This window comes from Arthrobacter sp. 10T425, assembly GCF_056393985.1.
Map to the genome: position 1 here is coordinate 105,283 of NZ_JBFTGZ010000009.1, position 18,920 is coordinate 124,202.

Below are 18,920 nucleotides of genomic sequence, written 5' to 3' on the forward strand. Positions count from 1 at the left end.
TGAGGATAAACGTGTCGAAATAAGACATCCGGAGCAGGACGGCGCCCTGGGCAGGGCCCGCCGTCAGGCAGTGACCCCTGCGCGCGCGGCCCTGCGCTCCACGGCAATTTCCACCAGCACACCGGCGGTAAACACAAGGGGTACGGTCAGCAGCAGGCCCACGGCCGTTTCGGCACTGCCGCCGATCAGAGCGGTGAAGTTGATGATGACGAGGGACAGGACCCAGCCAAGCAGCAGGGTGGCCAGCACCGGTGCCACCGCGGTCTGCCAGAGCTGGCCGGACACCCTTTCCCGCCGGAAGTAGGCGACGACGGCCAGCGAGCAGAGCATGTACAGCACCAGGAGCGCGGCCACGGCCAGCCCGCTGAACCAGGAAAAGAGGGTGAGGACAGGATCCAGGGACAGCACCGCGAACGGCGCCACGAGCAGGAAGGCGACCACGGTCTGGATCCGCGCAGCGACGGCGGGCGCCTTGTGCCGGTTGGTCCGGGCCACTCCGCGGGGCATCGACCCGCGCAGGGCCAGCGAATGGAGGTAGCGGTTGATGCCGTTGTGGAAGGCGATGATGCCGGCGAGCAGGGAGGTCACGAGCAGCATGCCGGTGACCGTTCCGGCCCACGGCCCGAACAGCTCCACCATCGGCGTCAGCACGAACGCGGTGGAATCGCCCGATTCGAGAGCCGCGCCCGCGGCGTCGATGACATGCGAGGGTCCGTAGTAGCTGACCAGCATCCAAGATATGAAGGAGAAGAAGACCGCGATGACGACTACCGAAAGGTACGTGGCCCGGGCGACGGTGCGGTGGGCGTCCTTGGCCTCGGCCGAGTAGATGGCCGTTGATTCGAAGCCGAACATGGAGGCGACGGCGAACATGATGGCAACGCCCGGGGCGCCTGCGCCGATCGCCGCGGGAGAGAAGGACGCCGCCAGGCTGATCCCCTCCGGCCCGCCGCCCCGCAACAGCACGGTGAAGCCGAACATGAGCAGGATGGCGACCTCCAGGCCCACGAGCACCGCCAGGACCCGCGCCCCGAGTTCGATGTTGAGGGAGCCCAGCACCTGCACGCCCGCCATGGTGATGGCGGCCAGAAGCCACCAAGGGACCACGATCCCGGCAGATCCGAGGAGGCCCGAGAACGCCGCGCCGTACAGCCCATACATCGCGGCCTGGACCGTGCTGTACGCGAGGAGCGCGAGCCACGCCGCTCCCGCGCCGACCTTCCGTCCGAAGGCGGCGGTGACATAGGCGTAGAAGGCGCCGTTGGCCTGGATCTTCCGGCTCATGGCCACGAAGCCGACCGCGAAGATCACGATGACGATGCCCACCACCAGATACGCGCCGGGGGCGCCGGCGCCGTTGCCGAGCGCTGCGGCCAGGGGTGATGCCCCGACGATTCCGGTCAACGGCGCCTGGGCTGACAAAACAAAGAAGAGTATGCCCATGACGCCGACGCTGCCGGCACGCAGCGCGGTGGAGTGCTCCGTGCGGTGGCTGGATTCTGCGGTCCGGGAATCTGAATTTGAAATACTCATCGGATCCTTCTTAACGGTCATGAGTCTGGGAGATGGGGTGCGTTGCACCGTGAAATCCAGCATGGCAGGTGGCGCCCGTCACGCTTTTGTCGATTAGCGACCGGTTGTTGTTCCTGAGCGTAGTCAGCACCAGGCCCTGCGCCGGCCGCACGGCGGGCCGGACGGCTTCGGGTCCGCAGCCTCAGGAAATAGCTTTCGGTGTTCCGTTCGCTCCCGCACAACAGCTCTTCGCGGATAGACAAGCCCCTCGGCCCCTCGCCGGAGCACGCTTGAAACAGCACTCTTAGGCCGCACCGGCCGCGTTCTCTGACCTACTCGATGTGGAGTACCCCCATGGAAACCTACGACGCCCTGCTCGCCTCGATCACCCCGGTGTCCGGGGAAACCCGCACGATCTGTGACCCTGCCACCGGACAGCCGGTCGGCGAAGCACCGGTCCACACCGTTCAGGACCTCGAAGCCGCCATCTCCGCCGCAGCCGCCGCGCAGCCGGCCTGGGCTGCACTGGGCCACGACGCCCGGTCCGCCGCGCTGCTCAAGGCCGCCGACGCCGTCGAACGCTCCGCCGAGGAACTCGCCCGCCTGCTCTCCCGCGAGCAGGGCAAACCGCTGAACGGCCCGAACGCCCGCTTTGAGGTCGGCGCCTGCGCCGCCTGGCTCCGCGTCGCCGCCGGCACGCCCCTGGACCCAGAAACCGTGGTGGACGACGGCGAAACCCGCGCCGAACTGCACTACCGGCCCATCGGCGTCGTCGGCGCGATCGGCCCCTGGAACTGGCCCATGATGATCACCGTCTGGCAGCTCGCCCCAGCCCTGCGCATGGGCAACGCCGTCGTCATCAAGCCGTCCGAATACACCCCGCTGTCCGTCCTTGCCCTCGTCGAAATCCTCAACCAGGAACTCCCCGAAGGCCTCCTCACGGCGGTCTCCGGCGGCCGCGACGTCGGCGAGGCCCTGGCCGGACACCCCGCGGTCGGCAAGATCATGTTCACCGGCTCCACCGCCACCGGCAAGGCCATCATCAAATCCTCCGCCGACACCGTCAAGCGCCTCACCCTGGAGCTCGGCGGCAACGACGCCGGCATCGTCCTGCCCGACGCCGACCCCAAGGCGATCGCCGAGGGCCTGTTCTGGGGCGCCTTCATCAACACCGGCCAGACCTGCGCGGCGCTCAAGCGCCTCTACGTCCACGACGCCGTTTACGACGCCGTCTGCGAGGAACTCGCCAGCGTGGCCCGTGCCATGCCCATGGGCAACGGACTCGACGAGGCCAACGTCCTGGGCCCGCTGCAGAACCGCCAGCAGTTCGATATCGTCGCCAGGCTCGTCGAGGCAGCCCGCGACTCCGGCGCCAGGATCCTGCTCGGCGGCAACCCGGAGAACGACCAGCCCGGGAACTTCTACCCCACCACCCTCGTCGCGGACATCGCCAACAGCAACCCGCTGGTCGCCGAGGAGCAGTTCGGCCCCGCCCTGCCGATCATCCGCTACGGCACCGTGGACGAGGCCATCGCCATGGCCAACGCCGTCGACGTCGGACTCGGCGCCTCGGTCTGGTCCTCCGACCCCGCCGAAGCCCGCAAGGTGGCGGCCCGGCTCGAGGCCGGCACCGTCTGGATCAACAAGCACGGGGCCGTGGACCCCCGCATCCCGTTCGGTGGCGCGAAGCAATCCGGCTACGGACTCGAATTCGGTGTCGAAGGCCTCAAGGCCCTCGGCGTTCCGCAGGTCATCAACGGCTGACGCTGCGCTTTGCAGGGGCCATCAGCGCAGCGCCTGCGGCACGGGTTCGTGCCGCAGGTAGCTGCGCCGGAACCGGCCGCTGCCGGCGGTCAGGGCCCGCAACTCCACCGCGTACCGCAACAGTTCCTGGTCCGGCACCTCGGCGCTGATCTCGGTGCCGTCGGCGCCGGCGGAGGTGGTTCCGGTCAGGCGTGCCCGCCGGGAGGACAAGTCGCTCATCACGGCGCCCACATGGTCCTCCGAAACGCTGATGGTCACGGACGAGACCGGCTCCAGGAACTGGATGCGGGTTGCCCCGGCCGCCTCCCGGAGGGCCAGCGCCCCGGCCGCCTGGAAGGCCGCATCGGAGGAATCCACGCTGTGCGTCTTGCCGCCGATCAGCGTTACCTTGATATCCACTACCGGGAACCCGGCCGAGACGCCTTTCTGCATCTGGGCCCGCACGCCCTTTTCCACCGAGGTAATGAACGGCCCGGGAATCACGCCGCCAACGGTCTTGTCGACAAACTCGAACCCGCCGCCGCGGTCAAGCGGTTCCACCTCGATGTCGCACACCGCGTACTGGCCGTGGCCGCCGGATTGTTTGACATAGCGCCCGTGTCCGGCGGCCGGCGCGGCAAACGTCTCCCGCAGCGGCGTGATGACCGGGACGCTCTGCAGGTTCACCCCTTGGTCCCGCAGCCTGCCCAGGACGACGTCGGCGTGCGCCTCGCCCATGCACCACAGGATCAGCTGGTGGGTTTCGGAGTTGCGTTCCACCCGCAGCGTCGGGTCCCCGGCAGTGACCTTCCCCAGGTTCCTGGCCAGGGCGTCCTCGTCGCCGTGCGTGGCGGCTTCGATGGCGACCGGCATGAGCGGGTCCGGCATGTCCCAGGCGGCCACCAGCAGCGGCAGCTCCTTGGCCGAAATCGTGTCGCCGGTCTCGGCGGTGCCCAGCTTGGTCAGCGCGCAGATATCCCCCGCGACGCAGAACGGCACTGGCCGCAGTCCTGATCCCAGTGGCGAGTACAGGTGGGTGACCCGCTCGTCGCTGTCGTGGTCCTCGTGGCCGCGGTCGGCCATTCCGCGGCCGCCCACATGGATGGCGGCGTCCTCCCGCACCACGCCGGAGAAAACGCGCACCAGGCAGACGCGGCCAAGGAACGGGTCGATCGTCGTACGGACCACTTCACCGAGCAGCGGACCGTCGGGGTCGCAGCCGAGCGCGCCGGCGGGCACCCCGTCGAGGTCGGTCGCTGCGGGGACGCCGCGCTCCGCCGGCGTCGGAAACGCACGCACCAGGACCTCGAGCAGTTCCGCCAGGCCGAGCCCGGACTCCGCCGACGCCGGCAGCACCGGGTGGAAGGACCCGCGGGCCACGGCCGTCTCAAGATCGGTGACCAGGACGTCGGGGGCGATTTCCTCGCCTCCGAGGTAGCGGTCCATGAGCGTCTCGTCTTCGCTCTCGGCAATGATCCCTTCGATCAGCGCGCCCCGTGCGGACTCCGCGGCGGCGAGTTCGACGCCGGTCGCGGCCCGGGTGGCCGGCGTCGGTTCCGCATCACTGTAGTCGGAGACCGTGCCGGTCAGCAGTCCCAGCAGCCCGGTGACTGGACCGTCCGCGGGGACCGGCAGGTAGAGCGGAAGGATGGAGTCGCCGAATGCCAGGCGGCAGCGGGCGATGGCGGCGTCGAAGTCCGCGCGCGGATGGTCCAGGCGGCTGATGACCACGGCCCGCGGCATCCCGAGCCGCTGGCACTCGCTCCAAAGCGCCGTGGTCGCTGCGTCGACATCGTCGGTGGCCGAGACGACGAACAGCACCGCATCCGCCGCCCGGAGCCCTGCCCTCAGCTCGCCGATGAAATCCGTATAGCCCGGAGTGTCCAGCAGGTTGACCTTGATGTCCCCCACCATCACCGGCACCACCGCGAGCGCCACGGAGCGCTGCTGCGCGATGGCGGAAGGATCCGAGTCGCTCACCGTAGTGCCCTCGGCGATCGAGCCCTTGCGGGTGATGGCTCCGGTGGCGACAAGCAGTGCCTCGGTGAGCATCGTCTTTCCGGAACCGGAATGCCCCACGAGTGCCACATTGCGGACCTTGTCCGGCTGTTCCGGCGGCGCGACGCCGTTGGCGTCTGCCCGCCGGAGGTCAGACGTACCCCGGACCGGTCCCCTTGACGGCGTCTTGGCGCCTTTCGACGGCATGAGAACCTCCCGGCGTCGCATCCACTCGTGCCCTGCAGGGCCTTGTGTTAAGGATTGGACACCCTGGGACGCCCGGACAGCAAGGTCTTTTTCAGGCCGTGGCTTTTCAGGCCGTGGCTTTTCAGGCCGTGGCCGGAGCAACCAGGGACCCGGAGGCTGCCCGGTCCCGGAGCCAACGGCCCAGGGCCTTGCCTTTGCCCGTCCACCAGCTGTCCTCGTCGCTGCCATGGTGCCACCTGAAGATCACGGCGACCATGACGAACACTCCAGCGGCAACCTCGGGCCAAGAGCCGGAGGCGGCATCGAGGAGCACGCTGAACGCCATGACCACGATGGAAGGCAGTGCAAGTGTCCGGAACCACGTGTTGGCGACGAACCGGCTGCGGGATCGCGGCACGGAGACCGCGCGGACGAAGTCGAAGCACAGGCAGACAACCACCAGGGCCTGCCCCAGGGACATCAGGATGTGCCCCGGCAGGGAACCGGCAAACAGGACGGCCGCCTGGAGCCCCGGGCTCACGGCGTGCCCGTCAACGCAGCTGGCCGCAGCCGGGACCCGCCCCGAAGGGGCGAATCAAACCTGGGCAAATCACACCTGGACGGATCAAACTCGGTTGAATCATGCATGCGATGCCCCCCGGCGTCTACGCTGCTCCTGCGCTGGCTCCGCGCCCGGGCTTCCCGCAGGAGCTGTAGGCGTGTCATGCCAGCCTTTTCTGACACTCCAATTCAACGCGCGGAATGGGCATGAAGTCACGCAAATCAGGTACCCGACTATCGGATGGTCGGGTACCTGATTGCGTTCCGGTGTACTCGGTTTGCTCCTGCCGCTACTTGCCCCGGCATTGGGACGTAACCGAAAAACGTGATGGTTGACACATTCCCCGTGACCGTGTCATCGCCGTCCTGCTCACCAGGGAAACCTGGGGAAACCGCGAGATGAGTCCTAGCCCATGCCCCTCGGCCGCCACACCACCAGCGCCTGCGACCGCGCCTGCGGACGCTTGCCGCGGGCCAGGCTGACGACGTCGCCGGCAGTTCCTGCGGCGAAAATCCGCGAATCGGCCCCTTGACGGCGCCGGCCCAGTTCCTCAGTCAGTTCTCCGACCCGGCGCTGCAGGGCGGCCACCTGGTTCTCCAGCTGCAGGATCCGCTTGATGCCCTCCAGCGAGACCCCCTCCTGGGAGAGCCGCTGGACCTCGCGGAGCATATTCACATCCCGCTGCGAGTAACGCCGCGACTTGCCCGGGGCGCGGCTGGGCGAGACGATGCCCAGCCGGTCGTACTGGCGCAGCGTCTGCGGGTGCATGTCCGCCAGTTCCGCGGCAACGGAGATGACGAAGATCGGCTGGTCGAAGTCGATGGCCATGGCTGGATCCCGTTCCTAGAGCCGGGCCTTGGCTGCCAGGCCCGCGCGGACGTCCTCATTGGCGGTGGCCGCGGCGAAGGCCTTCACGGCCTCCTCCGCTTCCTTGTTCAGCTTCCGCGGAACAGCGACGTCGATCGTCACCAGCAGATCGCCGGTGGCTTTGGCGTGCTTGACGCCGCGGCCCTTGACGCGCAGGGTCCTGCCCGAGGGCGTCCCTGCCGGAACCCTGACCTTGACCGTGTCGCCGTCGACCGTCGGAACCTCGATGTCTGCGCCCAGGGCCGCCTCCGGGAAGGAGACCGGGACGTGGATCCGGAGGTTGTCGCCGTCGCGGACGTAGAATTCGTGCGGCTTTACCGAAACGGTGACCATGAGGTCGCCGTTGCCGGCGGGGGCGTACTGCCCCTTGCCGCGGACGCGGACCTTTTGTCCGTCCTTGATGCCGGCCGGGATGCGGACGTCGATGACCTCACCGTCCGGTTCACGCAGGCCGATCGTGGTGCCGCGGATGGACCCGCCGAATGAGATCGAGGTCGACGCGGTGCGGTCCGAGCCCTTCTGCGGAGCCCGCTGGAAGGACTGGCCCCCGCCGCCGAATCCGCCGCCGCCGAAGAGATCTGCGAACTCGGGCGGAATGCCGCCGGCCGTGCTGTAGCCGCCGGAGTGGCGGCCTCCGCCGCCGGTAAAGAGCCCGCCGAAGAGGTCCTCGAAGCCAGCTCCGCCGCTGGCCCCGCCGCTTCCGCCAGGGGCAAAGCGTGCGCCGCCGCCCATGGCCCGGATGGCGTCGTACTGCTGGCGCTCATCGGGGTCCGAGAGCACGGAATAGGCCTCGGAGATGTCCTTGAACTTCTTCTCCGACGCGACGTTCCCCGCGTTGGTGTCCGGGTGGTGCTGCCGGGCAAGTTTGCGGTAAGCCTTCTTGATGTCGGCGTCGGAAGCGTCCTTGGCGACACCAAGGATCTTGTAGAAGTCCTTGTCCACCCAGTCCTGGCTAGCCAATGGCGTTTCCTTTCAAAGTCTGTATTGCGTTCGAGCTCCGCTGGATAGGGGGCCGTGCCCGCTTCGCGGTGCCCGCCACGCCGCGGCCCCCTATCGAGCTGCGCTGCGTTCATCTCACCTTAGGCGAGACAACCGCTGAGCGGAGCGAGACAAGGGGCCCGGGAGTGGCATCGGGCCTATCGGAGCGTGGCGGCTTGGGTCCGCAGGACCCTAAGCCGCCACGCGTAGGGGCGGGGCCCCTTGTCTCGCTTCGCGATAGGTGACTACGCCGGTACCGCCACGATCACCTGGGCCGCGCGGAGGACGCGGTCGCCGGACTTGTAGCCCGAGCGCAGCACCTGGCTGACGGTGTCGATTTCGATATCCGTGCCGGGCTGCTGGATGAGGGCCTCGTGGATGGTCGGATCGAACTCCACGCCGGTCTCATCGATGCGGACCAGCCCGTACGTCTTCAGCGCAGCCTCCAGTTTGGCGGCGATCGCGGCGAAAGGGCCGTCCGCGAGGTCGCCGTGCTGGCGGGCGGCGTCGACGTCGTCCAGTACCGGCAGCAGCGCGTTCAGGACGCCGATGACGGCCATCTCGCCCGCCACGGCCCGGTCGCGCTCGACCCGCTTGCGGTAGTTGACGTACTCGGCCTGCAGGCGGCGGAGGTCATTCCTGAGCTCCTCCGCCTCGGCAGCGGGCGCGCCCTGGGCCACAGATTCCGCGGCGGGCACCTCAACACTGTTGAGGATGTCCTCCGCCTGGGACAGTGCGTCCCCGGAGTCTGCCGCGGCAGCTGCGTGCTCCTGGCCGGGGTGGCGGGCCTGGCCGGTCTTCGGATCAACCTTGCGGTTGTCGTGGATCACCGGCTTCTGCGGCTCGTTCTCCTGCTGTTCCGCGTCGCGCCGGCTCTCGGAAGAACCGTGCTCTTCTTCGTTACCGTGATGCGGCATGATTACTTCTTCTCGTCTTCGTCAACGATTTCGGCGTCGACGATGTCCTCGTCGGAGCCGGCTGCCGGCTCGCCTGCGGGGGCACCCTGCGCACCGGCGTGGCCGTCGGGGGAACCGGCCTGGGCGTAGATGGCTTCGCCGAGCTTGGTCTGGGAAGCCTGCAGCTTCTCGAACGCGGTCTTCACGGCGGCGTCATCGGTGCCTTCGAGGGCCTTCTTGAGGGCGTCGACGTCGGCCTTGACCTCGGTCTTGACCTCTTCGGGCAGCTTGTCGGCGTTGTCGGCGATCAGCTTGTCCACGGAGTAGGCGAGCTGCTCGGCCGTGTTGCGGGTGTCGGTTGCCTCGCGGCGGGCCTTGTCCTCGGCTGCGTGCTCTTCGGCGTCGTGGACCATGCGGTCGATGTCTTCCTTGGACAGCGCGGTGCCGCCGGTGATGGTCATGGACTGTTCCTTGCCGGTGCCCTTGTCCTTCGCCGAAACGTGCACGATGCCGTTGGCGTCGATGTCGAAGGTGACCTCGACCTGCGGAACGCCGCGGGGGGCCGGCGCGATGCCGGTCAGCTCGAACGTGCCCAGCGGCTTGTTGTCGCGGGTGAACTCACGCTCGCCCTGGAAGACCTGGATGGCCACGGACGGCTGGTTGTCATCCGCGGTGGTGAAGGTTTCGCTCCGCTTGGTCGGGATGGCGGTGTTGCGCTCGATCAGGTGCGTCATGATGCCGCCCTTGGTTTCGATGCCAAGGGACAACGGGGTGACGTCGATCAGCAGCACGTCCTTGCGCTCGCCCTTGAGGACACCGGCCTGCAGGGCGGCGCCGACGGCGACGACCTCATCGGGGTTGACGCCCTTGTTGGGCTCCTTGCCGCCGGCCAGTTCCTTGACGAGGTCGTAGACGGCCGGCATGCGGGTGGAGCCGCCGACGAGCACGATGTGGTCGATCTCGGAGAGCTTGATGCCGGCTTCCTTGATGACGTCCTGGAACGGCTTCTTGGTGCGGTCCAGCAGGTCCTTGGTGAGGTCTTGGAACTTGGCGCGGGTCAGCTGCTCGTCCAGGTGGACCGGGCCGTCGGGGGTGACGGACAGGTACTGGAGGGAAACGTTGGTGCTGGAGGAGGAGGAGAGTTCCTTCTTGGCCTGCTCCGCGGCTTCACGGAGACGCTGCAGGGCAATCTTGTCCTTCGTGAGGTCGATGCCCTTGACCTTGAGCTGGTTCAGCAGATATTCCACGACGCGCTGGTCCCAGTCGTCGCCGCCGAGGTGGTTGTCACCGGCGGTGGCGCGGACCTGGATGGTGGAGAAGTTGTCCTCATCCTTGCCGACCTCCAGGAGGGAGACGTCGAAGGTTCCGCCGCCGAGGTCGAAGACCAGGATGAGTTCGTCTTCCTTGCCCTTGTCCAGGCCGTAGGCCAGGGCGGCCGCGGTGGGCTCGTTGACGATGCGCAGGACGTTCAGGCCGGCGATTTCTCCGGCCTCCTTGGTGGCCTGGCGCTGGGCGTCGTTGAAGTAGGCCGGCACGGTGACGACGGCGTCGGTGACCTTTTCACCGAGGTAGGACTCGGCGTCGTTCTTAAGCTTCATGAGGATACGGGCGGAAATTTCCTGCGCCGTGTACTTCTTGTCGTCAATGGCGACGGTCCAGTCAGTGCCCATGTGGCGCTTGACGGAGGCGATGGTGCGGTCAATGTTGTTGACGGCTTGGCGCTTGGCGATCTCGCCGACCAGGACCTCGCCGGACTTGGAGAAGGCAACAACCGACGGCGTGGTGCGGCCACCCTCGGCGTTGGCAATGACGGTGGGCTCGCCACCTTCGAGAACGGAGACGACGGAGTTAGTGGTTCCGAGGTCAATACCTACTGCACGTGACATGGATTGTTTCCTTACTTCCTTGGAATCTTGCGGAGATGGCCGCGGACCCGCAGTGGCTCCAACCGCAAGGGCTCTAACCGCAGTGGGTCCGACCGTTATTGAGCGATCTACACTCAACTTTACCCAGAGGGGGACATAAGTCAATTTAAAGTTGAGCGAAGTCGACTCAACTTTGCTTTCCCGCTTCGCCCGCGGCAGCTCCTCGCCGCCTAAATTCCCCTCAATCCAGCCCTTCCGGCGCGTCCCGGGCGGCGTTTCGCCCTGCGCGAACCTGCCCGCTGGGCGCAGGGGCGCAGACCTGGGCAGGGGACCAGCCGGCGCCCGCGCCGGCTGGTCCCGCCAGCTTTGATCCCGTTAGTTGTCGCCCCGAGCCGCGTCGCCGTCGGCAGGTTCTCCTGTTGCCGGCCGGGCGGATCGCTCGGGACGGGACATACCGGCGCTCCCGTAGTCACCCTCGGGGTATTCACCTTCCTCGGCGACGCCGGCGGGCTCACCGGAGACCCCGCCCTCGCCGTAGTCGCCCTCGGGATAGTCGCCTTCCACGTCGCCGACGACGGCGGCTCCGGCCACGCCGGCCTCGCCGTAGTCCCCCGCGGCGTACTCCCCCTCGACGGCGGTGGGCGGGACTTGGCCTGCCGTGCCGGCGGAGCCGTAGTCGCCCTCAACGTATTGCCCCTCAGGTGCCGCGGCCTCTGCCTCATCTTCCGCGGGACCGGTATCGACGTTCCGCGGCGCCGCTTTTCCGGGGACATTCTCTTCAGGCGTGTTCTCTGCAGGCCTGTTCTCTTCAGGCCTGGTCTCTTCAGACATGGATGGATCCTTCCTGGACGCATCTGGCGCGCCCGTGCGGGCGCAGGGGCAGTCTATCGAGCGCCACGGCAAGGCAACAGGGGAACCTGGTTTACCGGGCAGCGCCGGCCGCCGGCAGACCCGCGACGTCGGCCAGCACCGCGAGGTGGTGGCCGAAGAGCTCCTCCCGGGCTGTGAACGTGTCTGGGCCATACTGGCCGAAAACCTCGAAACTGACGGCACCGAAGAGCGAGGTCCAGGCCAGTGCACCGCCGGCCAGGAGGTCATCCGGCACCGCCAGGCCGAACTCGGCGCGGATTTTCGCCAGGTCCCCCGCCAGCCCGGCGGCCACGGCAGGACCCCGCTGGCCGGTCACGGCGAGCCGCCCGGCCCGGAAGGCGCCGTCGAGGATTCCCATGAGGGCAGTAATCACCCTCGTCCCGGGGCCGGTGGTCCGCCCCGCCGGAGCCTGGTAACCGGGCACCGGACTGCCGAAGAGCAGGGCGTAGCGGGAGGGCTCGTGCAGCGCCCAGTCCCGCACCGCGCGGCCCAGCGCCGTGAAGCGCCCGCCGAAGTCATCCTCCGGCACTGCCCCGACGGCGGCATCCACCGCATCGCCAAGTTCGTTGTACGCATCAATCAGCAGAAGGGTCAGCAGCTCATCGCGGCTCTCCACGTAGCGGTAGACCGCCGAAGAGACAACCCCGAGATCACGGGCCACGGCGCGGAGGGACAGCGCGGCGGCCCCGTGCAGCGCCAGATGCTCCCGGCCCAGCCGGACGATATCGGCCACCGTCTGGGCGCGGGCACGCTCGCGCGGGGTGCGCAGCCGCGCCGCCGCCGGGGCCGCTCCGGCCGCTCCGGCCGGGCCTGCCGCAACGCCGACGTCTATCGCGCCCGCAATCCTGTCCTCTGGCATGAGTCCAGCATTCCACATCCAAGAGCACTGTCAACAAATGTGAGCACCGCTCTTGACTTGCCGGCCACGGCGGCGCATCCTGAATGGGAGAGCACTGCTCTCGTTATTTCAAAAGGAGATCGGAATGTCCCAACCTGCAGCCTCCGGACACCAACCGTCCAGGCTCTATGTCGTCACAGGGGCCGGCCCGGTGGGCTGGACCGTCGCCGAACAGTTGGCAGCGGCGGGCCACCGGGTGCGCCTCCTGACGAGGTCCGGCAGCGGACCCGCCCACCCGCTGGTGGAACGAGTGTCGATCGACGTGTCCGAGCCCGCCCGGCTCGGCGAGGCCGTCCAGGGCGCCGCGGCCGTTTTTCACTGCATCCACGGCTCGCGCTACAACGCCGAGGTGTGGGCCAGGGAACTGCCGGCCGCCGAGCTGAATGTGCTCGCCGCGGCGGGCGCTGCGGGCGCCGTCGTGGTCTTCCCGGAAAGCCTGTACTCCTACAGCACCCCGGAAAACATCATGACCGAGGACAGCCCCCGGCAGGCGCAGGGCGGCAAGCGCGGAGTCCGGACCGCACTGCTCGCGGCCCGGGCGGCCTCCCCCACCGCCACCGTGAGCATGGTGGCCGGCGATTTCTTCGGGCCGCGGGTCCGCAACTCGCACGCCGGCGAGCGCATGGTCCGGCCCGTCGCGGCCGGCAAGCCAATGCAGGTGATCGGGCGGGCGGACCGGCCGCATTCCTTCACGTACGTCCCGGACCTCGCGGCCGCCATGATTGCGGCGGCTGGCAGGCCTCAGGTGTGGAACCGGGTATGGCATGCGCCCACCGGACCTGCACTGACCCAGCGCGAGATCGCGGGGGCATTCGCCAAGGCGGCCGGCGCCCGGGCACCGCGTGTCACCGGCGTTCCCGGGTGGGCGGTGAGGGCAATGGGAGTGTTTTCTCCGGATATGCGGGACCTGGCCGAGACCCTGTACCAGTTCGAGCACCCCTTCGTCATGGATTCCACGGCGAGCCAGGCCGCGCTGGGGCTGACACCGACCCCGCTGCACGAGGCAGCCGCCGCCACCGTCGCCTGGTGGGGGGACCAGGGACAGTGACGGCGGCTGCGGTTTTCGGTTCCGCCTAGCGGACCCCGGCCTCCTCGTTTTCAGCCGGATCTGCCTTCGGATTTTCGGCGGACAGCGTGGCCCGGGCGCCGTCGCGGGCCACAGCCCCGCTCCCTGGCCGGCCGAGCTTGCCGGGCCACCAAAGCCGCGGGCCGATGTCGTAGGCCAGCGCGGGCACCAGCAGGGAGCGGACCAGCACCGTGTCCAGCAGGACGCCGAACGCGACGATGAAGGCGAGCTGGACCAGGAACATGATCGGGATGACGCCGAGGGCCGCGAAGGTGGCCGCCAGGACCACCCCGGCAGAGGTGATGACCCCGCCTGTCACTACGAGGCCGCGCAGGATGCCGGCCCGGGTGCCGTGCTTGAGGGATTCCTCCCGGACCCGGCTCATCAGGAAGATGTTGTAGTCGACGCCCAGTGCCACGAGGAAGACGAAGCCGAACAGGGGCACCGTCGCGTCCGCGCCCGGGAAGCCGAAGACATTGTTGAACACGAAGGCGGAGACGCCCATCGCCGCGGCATAGGACAGGACCACGGAGGCGACCAGCAGGACCGGCGCGAGCACCGAGCGCAGCAGCAGCATGAGGATGACCAGGATGACGCCCAGGACCACCGGGATGATGGTGACGAGGTCGCGCTGGGCAGTGGTGTTGGTATCCAGCGCCGTGGCCGTCACACCGCCGACCAGCACACCGCTGTCTATCTTCTTCAGGTCCTGGCGGAGCGACACCACGGCGTTTTCGGCCTCGGCGGAGTCCGCGGCGTGGTTCAGCGTCGCGTTGATCAGGACCTTCCCGTCCCTGATTGCGGGGGCAGCCGGCGCGCCCGGGGCGCCGGTGATGACCGGGGCGCCGCCTTCGGCCAGCAGATAGGCGTCTCCGACGCCGTCGCTGGTCTGCAGCTTCGCCAGAACGTCCTGGGCGTTTGCCTCGTCGGCCACGATCACCGCGGGGCTGCCGGACCCGGCGTCGAAGTGCCGGCCCAGGGCATCCTGCCCGTCGACGGCATTGGAGGAGGTGAGGATGACGTCGGTCTGGGCGACGCCGTTGGCTTTAAGCTGCAGGAGGCCGGTAGCGGCTACCAGGAGCAGCAGCACCGAGGCGACCCAGACCGTGCGCGGCCGGCGGGATACGAGCGAACCGGTGGCCCGCCAGAGTCCCTTCTGGCCCTCGAGGCCGGTGACCAGTTCCGGTTCCCGATCGGTTTCCGGGAGCAGTTTGGGCCGGAACGGCCAGAACGCTGCCCGGCCCAGCAGTGCCATCAGGGCCGGCAGCAGGGTCAGGGCGGCGAAGAGCGCGCAGAGGATGCCCGCCGCCGCCACCGGGCCGAGGGCCTTGTTGGAGTTGAGGTCGGAGAACAGCAGGCAGAGCAGCGCGATGATTACGGTGGCGCCGGAGGCCAGGATCGGTTCCCAGGCCGCCTTCCATGCGGTGACGGCGGCGGCCGTCCGGTTGGTGGTGTGGGTCAGGGCTTCGCGGAACCGGGCCACATACAGCAGGGCGTAGTCGGTGGCTGCGCCGATCACCAGGATGGACAGGATGCCCTGGCTCTGGCCGTTCAATTGGATCCAGCCGGCCTTAGCCATGCCAAACACCAGCAGGATCGCGGCGCACAGCGCGAAGACCGACGTGAACAGCACCATGACGGGCAGCAGCAGGGAACGGTAGACAATCAGCAGGATCAGGAACACGGCGCCCAGGGCCACGAGCAGCAGGATGCCGTCAATGCCGGCAAAGGCACTCACAAGGTCCGCGGTGAGGCCGGCCGGTCCGGTGACGAATGTCTGCATTCCGGCCGGCGCGGACGCCCGGACCTCGTTGCGCAGTTCCTTGACGACTGTTTTCACTTCCGCCGAGGAAGCAATGGGCACCACGAACTGGACTGCCTTGGCGTCCTCGGAAGGGATGGGACCGATAACCGTGCTCCCGGCCTGCAGGGCCTCTAGCTTGCCCTTGAGGGCCGCGGTCTCGCGGAGCTGGGCCGGGGTGAAGGCGGAGTCGCTCTCAACCACGATCACTGCCGGGATCTCCTTGGAGTCCCTGAACTTTGCCTGCCAGTCCGCAGCCTCGGTGGCCTCGGCCCCGGCGGGAAGGAACGATGCCTGGTCATTTGATGACACCTCGCTCAGGCGGCCGAATGTAGGGCCGCCGACGCCGGCGATCGCCAGCCAGGCCAGGACGAGCACTGCGGGGACCAGCCAGCGCAGCCAGAACGGGACACGGGTCGCCGCGGACGAAGTCGTTTTCATGTTTCCTTCCAGGGTGCGCCTCGGAGTGGGAGCAGAGATCAACTCCATAGTAGACTATCTCCATCATGGAGATAACCCATTTGCCAGGGGCACCGGAGGAGAATGGAAAGACAGCCGGCGTCAGGCCTCTCCGCAGACCCTGCAGTAGACTCCCGAAGGCGCCGTCGACAGCGCCGACCTGCCGCGGTCAGACCACCGGGGCAGGATCAAGGGACGAAGGAGGTCCGCCGTGTCAGCCGAATCCCCGGGCCTATCCGAAGACGCGGTCTCGCCCAAGAACACAGTCCCGCCCGAAGCCGCCGGTCCGCCGCCCCTCGTCCGGCTCCTGCAGGAATTCACCCTCGAAGCCAACCGCTACGTGGACTCCGCCGGCGGCCGCAACGACATGCACCGCACGGACCTCAACGCCCTCGCCGTCATCATGCGGCACGCGGCGCGGGACCAGATTGTCACTCCAGGGGTGCTGAGGAAAGAGCTGAACCTCAGCTCCCCGGCCACCACCGCACTGATCGACCGGCTCCACAGTTCCGGCCACGTGGTCCGTGAGCGCGAGGGCGCGGACCGCCGCCAGGTGCAGCTGCGCATGACGCCCAAGGCCTACCGGGACGGCGGCGCAATGTTCCTGCCGCTGGCCCGCCACATGGGTGCAGCCATGGCGACCTTCACGCCCGAAGAACTGGAGATCGCCACCCGCTTCATGAACTCCATGATCGATGCCACTGTCCGGGCCGGTGAGGAAGCGGCCCGCGGCCCCGGGCCGGAGCAAGCGCCGGGGCAGCGCCCCGGCTGACTCGCGGCCCCGGCGCAGCGGCGACTAGTACCATCGGGACCATTAGGGCCAGCCGCTGAAGAGCAGGACGGCCACAGCCCCGATCTGGAATCGCATGTCGGTGACGACGGCGGCGACGCCGGTGAAGGCTCCCTTTCGTCGATATATTGCTGGTCAGTAACCTAGTCGCTCATCCCAGCCACAGTGAGATCGAGTGAGCAGAGCCTTATTGGAATGGGCTTCGGCATCATCCACCTGAGCTACGGTGCACTCGTCGAAAATACAGGCAGGATGCTGAATTGGTGACGTCGACGAATGATGTCGATGCCATCTAATTCGCGCTGGGGGCGGATTTACCACCGCGCCGCACTCTGCGCAGGCGCTTCACCGTGCGAGAAAGCACTCGGGTTCCGACGAGGAAGCCAAGAAAATGTACAGGTTGGATACCTAGCCTTGCGACGTGGCACAGCAACGCAGCCAACGTCACGCCACAACGTCATTTTCCCCCCAAGAATAGCGAGGCTCGACCCCGGCAAAGCGAGCTCTCCGCACCCACCCAACCAACATGCCGCGACTCAAGCGACTTGACAGCTTTCTTTCGATGTGACGAATCCGGCGAAATTCTGCATGACAATTCGGGCACTTCATTATCTTGCGTGGACACTCTCGACATACTTTGTCGACTGCAATAGCGCAAGTACACAATTCAGGGGGACAAATTGGCATCACATGGGATCGGCGCCATACGTCGCATTTTCAGTCCGGCACGCACAGCACTCATAGCACTCCTGGCGGTGCTTCTTTCACTTCTGACAGCTGCGCCCTCCCTGGCTGCGACGTCCGAGGCTGAACCCAACGGCACCACCGCAACCGCAACAGTGGTGCCCCTGGGAACCACCATTTCCGGTTCAACACTCAGCGCAAACTACTACGACACCGATTACTACGCGATCGACCTGCCCAAGGCAGGCAGGGCCSGCCTGAACTTCAAGTTCCCCACCGGGCTCGGCACCGGAACCACCTACACACTCAGCATCTACAGCGCYAACGGCACCGAGCTCTWCGCCTTCGACCTCGACAGCACCGACGCTGACGGAACCTCGCTCGCCAGCCTGGGCACGTTCCTGCCCGCAGGCCGCGCCTACATCAAAATCTACGGCGAAAACAGCCAGGCAAGCTGGGGCAAGACCTACACCCTCAACACCACCCTGACCGCGGGGACCGTCGAACTCGAACCCAACAGCACCACCGCAACCGCAACAGTGGTGCCCCTGGGAACCACCATTTCCGGTTCAACACTCAGCGCAAACTACTACGACACCGATTACTACGCGATCGACCTGCCCAAGGCAGGCAGGGCCGGCCTGAACTTCAAGTTCCCCACCGGGCTCGGCACCGGAACCACCTACACACTCAGCATCTACAGCGCYAACGGCACCGAGCTCTACGCCTTCGACCTCGACAGCACYGACGCTGACGGAACCTCGCTCGCCAGCCAACAAATCAACCTCCCTGTTGGACGCGCCTACATCAAAATCTATGGCGAAAACAGCCAGGCAAGCTGGGGCAAGACCTACACCCTCAACCTGGGCTGGATTTGGTCGACAACTCCGGCACCAGGCATCTCCGGGACTGCCCAGGTGGGCCGGACCCTGACCGCGGTTACTGGAACCTGGTCGCCCACGCCGGACGTACTGCGTTTCCAGTGGTTCCGCTCCGGAACCGCCATCACGGGGGCGACAGGGAAGGCCTACACCCTGCTTGCCGCCGACTACGGCAAGACAATCACCCTGAAAGTAACCGGGAGCAAGGCCGGGTACCCCAGCATCACCAAGACCTCCGCCGCCACAGCAGCAGTCGCGAAAGGCTCCCTCGTAGCGCCTGTACCGACCATCACGGGCTCGGTTAAGGTCGGCTCGCCCCTTACCGCGGCCCCGGGAACCTGGGGACCATCACCGGTGACCCTGACGTATCAGTGGAAAGCCAACGGCGTCGCTATCACCGGCGCGACCGCCACAACATACAAGCCAATTGCAGCCGACGCCGGCAAAACCCTCACCGTCACCGTCACCGGAACCAAGACCGGCTATACCACCGCCGCGAAGACCTCCACCGCCACGGCAGTGGTCGCGAAAGGCTCGCTCGTAGCGCCTGTACCGACCATCACTGGCACGGCTAAGGTCGGCTCGACCCTTACCGCGACGCCGGGAACCTGGGGACCATCACCGGTGACCCTGACGTATCAGTGGAAAGCCAACGGCGTCGCCATCACCGGCGCGACCGCCACAACATACAAACCCGCCGCAGCCCAAGCGGGCAAGACCCTCACCGTCACCGTCACCGGAACCAAGACCGGCTACACCACCACCGCGAAGACCTCCACCGCCACGGCCGCGGTCGTTTGACGGCGGTAGATGGATCCGGCCGCCTAAATTGACGGTCAGCCCCACTGATACCTGCGGGTCCAG

General features: G+C 67.4%; 14 protein-coding genes. 4 read left to right on the plus strand and 10 right to left on the minus strand.

Annotated features, from left to right (window positions below):
• Nucleotides 1-63: 63 nt before the first annotated feature.
• Nucleotides 64-1,533 (minus strand): APC family permease, encoded by a 1,470-nt coding sequence (locus AC1DDH_RS12340; protein ID WP_476955529.1) that lies wholly within the window; start codon nucleotides 1,531-1,533, stop codon nucleotides 64-66.
• 333 nt (nucleotides 1,534-1,866) lie between these two features.
• Here AC1DDH_RS12340 and AC1DDH_RS12345 point away from each other — a divergent pair, with 333 nt between their 5' ends.
• Complete coding sequence (locus AC1DDH_RS12345; RefSeq protein ID WP_476955530.1) at nucleotides 1,867-3,276, plus strand: aldehyde dehydrogenase family protein; 1,410 nt, start codon at nucleotides 1,867-1,869, stop codon at nucleotides 3,274-3,276.
• A 21-nt stretch (nucleotides 3,277-3,297) separates the two neighbouring features.
• Here AC1DDH_RS12345 and AC1DDH_RS12350 read toward each other — a convergent pair whose 3' ends face one another.
• The 8 genes from AC1DDH_RS12350 to AC1DDH_RS12385 form a co-directional block, all read right to left on the minus strand.
• The gene (locus AC1DDH_RS12350) at nucleotides 3,298-5,460 is read right to left on the minus strand and encodes an elongation factor G-like protein EF-G2 (RefSeq protein WP_476955531.1); all 2,163 of its coding nucleotides are present in this window, start codon (nucleotides 5,458-5,460) and stop codon (nucleotides 3,298-3,300) included.
• A gap of 121 nt (nucleotides 5,461-5,581) precedes the next feature.
• The gene (locus tag AC1DDH_RS12355) at nucleotides 5,582-5,980 is read right to left on the minus strand and encodes a hypothetical protein (RefSeq protein ID WP_476955532.1); all 399 of its coding nucleotides are present in this window, start codon (nucleotides 5,978-5,980) and stop codon (nucleotides 5,582-5,584) included.
• A 426-nt stretch (nucleotides 5,981-6,406) separates the two neighbouring features.
• Nucleotides 6,407-6,829 carry a heat shock protein transcriptional repressor HspR gene (locus AC1DDH_RS12360; RefSeq protein WP_028275425.1) on the minus strand — a complete coding sequence of 141 codons (423 nt, stop codon included), beginning with the start codon at nucleotides 6,827-6,829 and terminating at the stop codon, nucleotides 6,407-6,409.
• 15 nt (nucleotides 6,830-6,844) lie between these two features.
• Nucleotides 6,845-7,828, minus strand: coding sequence for a DnaJ C-terminal domain-containing protein (locus AC1DDH_RS12365; protein ID WP_476955533.1), 984 nt, complete (start codon nucleotides 7,826-7,828; stop codon nucleotides 6,845-6,847).
• 263 nt (nucleotides 7,829-8,091) lie between these two features.
• The gene (locus tag AC1DDH_RS12370; RefSeq protein ID WP_230009328.1) at nucleotides 8,092-8,763 is read right to left on the minus strand and encodes a nucleotide exchange factor GrpE; all 672 of its coding nucleotides are present in this window, start codon (nucleotides 8,761-8,763) and stop codon (nucleotides 8,092-8,094) included.
• 2 nt (nucleotides 8,764-8,765) lie between these two features.
• Nucleotides 8,766-10,628 carry a molecular chaperone DnaK gene (gene dnaK / locus AC1DDH_RS12375; protein ID WP_079550752.1) on the minus strand — a complete coding sequence of 621 codons (1,863 nt, stop codon included), beginning with the start codon at nucleotides 10,626-10,628 and terminating at the stop codon, nucleotides 8,766-8,768.
• A 354-nt stretch (nucleotides 10,629-10,982) separates the two neighbouring features.
• On the minus strand, nucleotides 10,983-11,438 hold the full coding sequence (locus AC1DDH_RS12380) for a hypothetical protein (protein ID WP_476857027.1): 456 nt from the start codon (nucleotides 11,436-11,438) through the stop codon (nucleotides 10,983-10,985).
• 91 nt (nucleotides 11,439-11,529) lie between these two features.
• Nucleotides 11,530-12,336 (minus strand): TetR/AcrR family transcriptional regulator, encoded by an 807-nt coding sequence (locus AC1DDH_RS12385; RefSeq protein WP_476955534.1) that lies wholly within the window; start codon nucleotides 12,334-12,336, stop codon nucleotides 11,530-11,532.
• Nucleotides 12,337-12,460: 124 nt separating this feature from the next.
• Here AC1DDH_RS12385 and AC1DDH_RS12390 point away from each other — a divergent pair, with 124 nt between their 5' ends.
• On the plus strand, nucleotides 12,461-13,423 hold the full coding sequence (locus tag AC1DDH_RS12390; RefSeq protein ID WP_476857029.1) for an NAD-dependent epimerase/dehydratase family protein: 963 nt from the start codon (nucleotides 12,461-12,463) through the stop codon (nucleotides 13,421-13,423).
• Nucleotides 13,424-13,448: 25 nt separating this feature from the next.
• Here AC1DDH_RS12390 and AC1DDH_RS12395 read toward each other — a convergent pair whose 3' ends face one another.
• On the minus strand, nucleotides 13,449-15,683 hold the full coding sequence (locus tag AC1DDH_RS12395) for an MMPL family transporter (protein WP_476887100.1): 2,235 nt from the start codon (nucleotides 15,681-15,683) through the stop codon (nucleotides 13,449-13,451).
• 229 nt (nucleotides 15,684-15,912) lie between these two features.
• Here AC1DDH_RS12395 and AC1DDH_RS12400 point away from each other — a divergent pair, with 229 nt between their 5' ends.
• Together AC1DDH_RS12400 and AC1DDH_RS12405 are read left to right on the plus strand one after the other, a co-directional pair.
• A complete protein-coding gene (locus tag AC1DDH_RS12400) occupies nucleotides 15,913-16,473 on the plus strand; it encodes a MarR family winged helix-turn-helix transcriptional regulator (RefSeq protein WP_230010948.1) in 561 nt (186 codons plus the stop codon).
• A 773-nt stretch (nucleotides 16,474-17,246) separates the two neighbouring features.
• The gene (locus AC1DDH_RS12405; protein ID WP_476955535.1) at nucleotides 17,247-18,857 is read left to right on the plus strand and encodes a hypothetical protein; all 1,611 of its coding nucleotides are present in this window, start codon (nucleotides 17,247-17,249) and stop codon (nucleotides 18,855-18,857) included.
• Nucleotides 18,858-18,920: the final 63 nt, after the last annotated feature.

Excerpts from the sequence above, each read along its gene's own strand:
- AC1DDH_RS12350 (WP_476955531.1), bottom strand. The coding sequence starts at position 5,460 with ATGCCGTCGAAAGGCGCCAAGACGCCGTCAAGGGGACCGGTCCGGGGT.
- AC1DDH_RS12340 (WP_476955529.1), bottom strand. The coding sequence starts at position 1,533 with ATGAGTATTTCAAATTCAGATTCCCGGACCGCAGAATCCAGCCACCGC.
- AC1DDH_RS12390 (WP_476857029.1), top strand. The coding sequence starts at position 12,461 with ATGTCCCAACCTGCAGCCTCCGGACACCAACCGTCCAGGCTCTATGTC.
- AC1DDH_RS12385 (WP_476955534.1), bottom strand. The coding sequence starts at position 12,336 with ATGCCAGAGGACAGGATTGCGGGCGCGATAGACGTCGGCGTTGCGGCA.
- AC1DDH_RS12395 (WP_476887100.1), bottom strand. The coding sequence starts at position 15,683 with ATGAAAACGACTTCGTCCGCGGCGACCCGTGTCCCGTTCTGGCTGCGC.
- AC1DDH_RS12345 (WP_476955530.1), top strand. The coding sequence starts at position 1,867 with ATGGAAACCTACGACGCCCTGCTCGCCTCGATCACCCCGGTGTCCGGG.
- AC1DDH_RS12360 (WP_028275425.1), bottom strand. The coding sequence starts at position 6,829 with ATGGCCATCGACTTCGACCAGCCGATCTTCGTCATCTCCGTTGCCGCG.
- dnaK (WP_079550752.1), bottom strand. The coding sequence starts at position 10,628 with ATGTCACGTGCAGTAGGTATTGACCTCGGAACCACTAACTCCGTCGTC.
- AC1DDH_RS12370 (WP_230009328.1), bottom strand. The coding sequence starts at position 8,763 with ATGCCGCATCACGGTAACGAAGAAGAGCACGGTTCTTCCGAGAGCCGG.
- AC1DDH_RS12380 (WP_476857027.1), bottom strand. The coding sequence starts at position 11,438 with ATGTCTGAAGAGACCAGGCCTGAAGAGAACAGGCCTGCAGAGAACACG.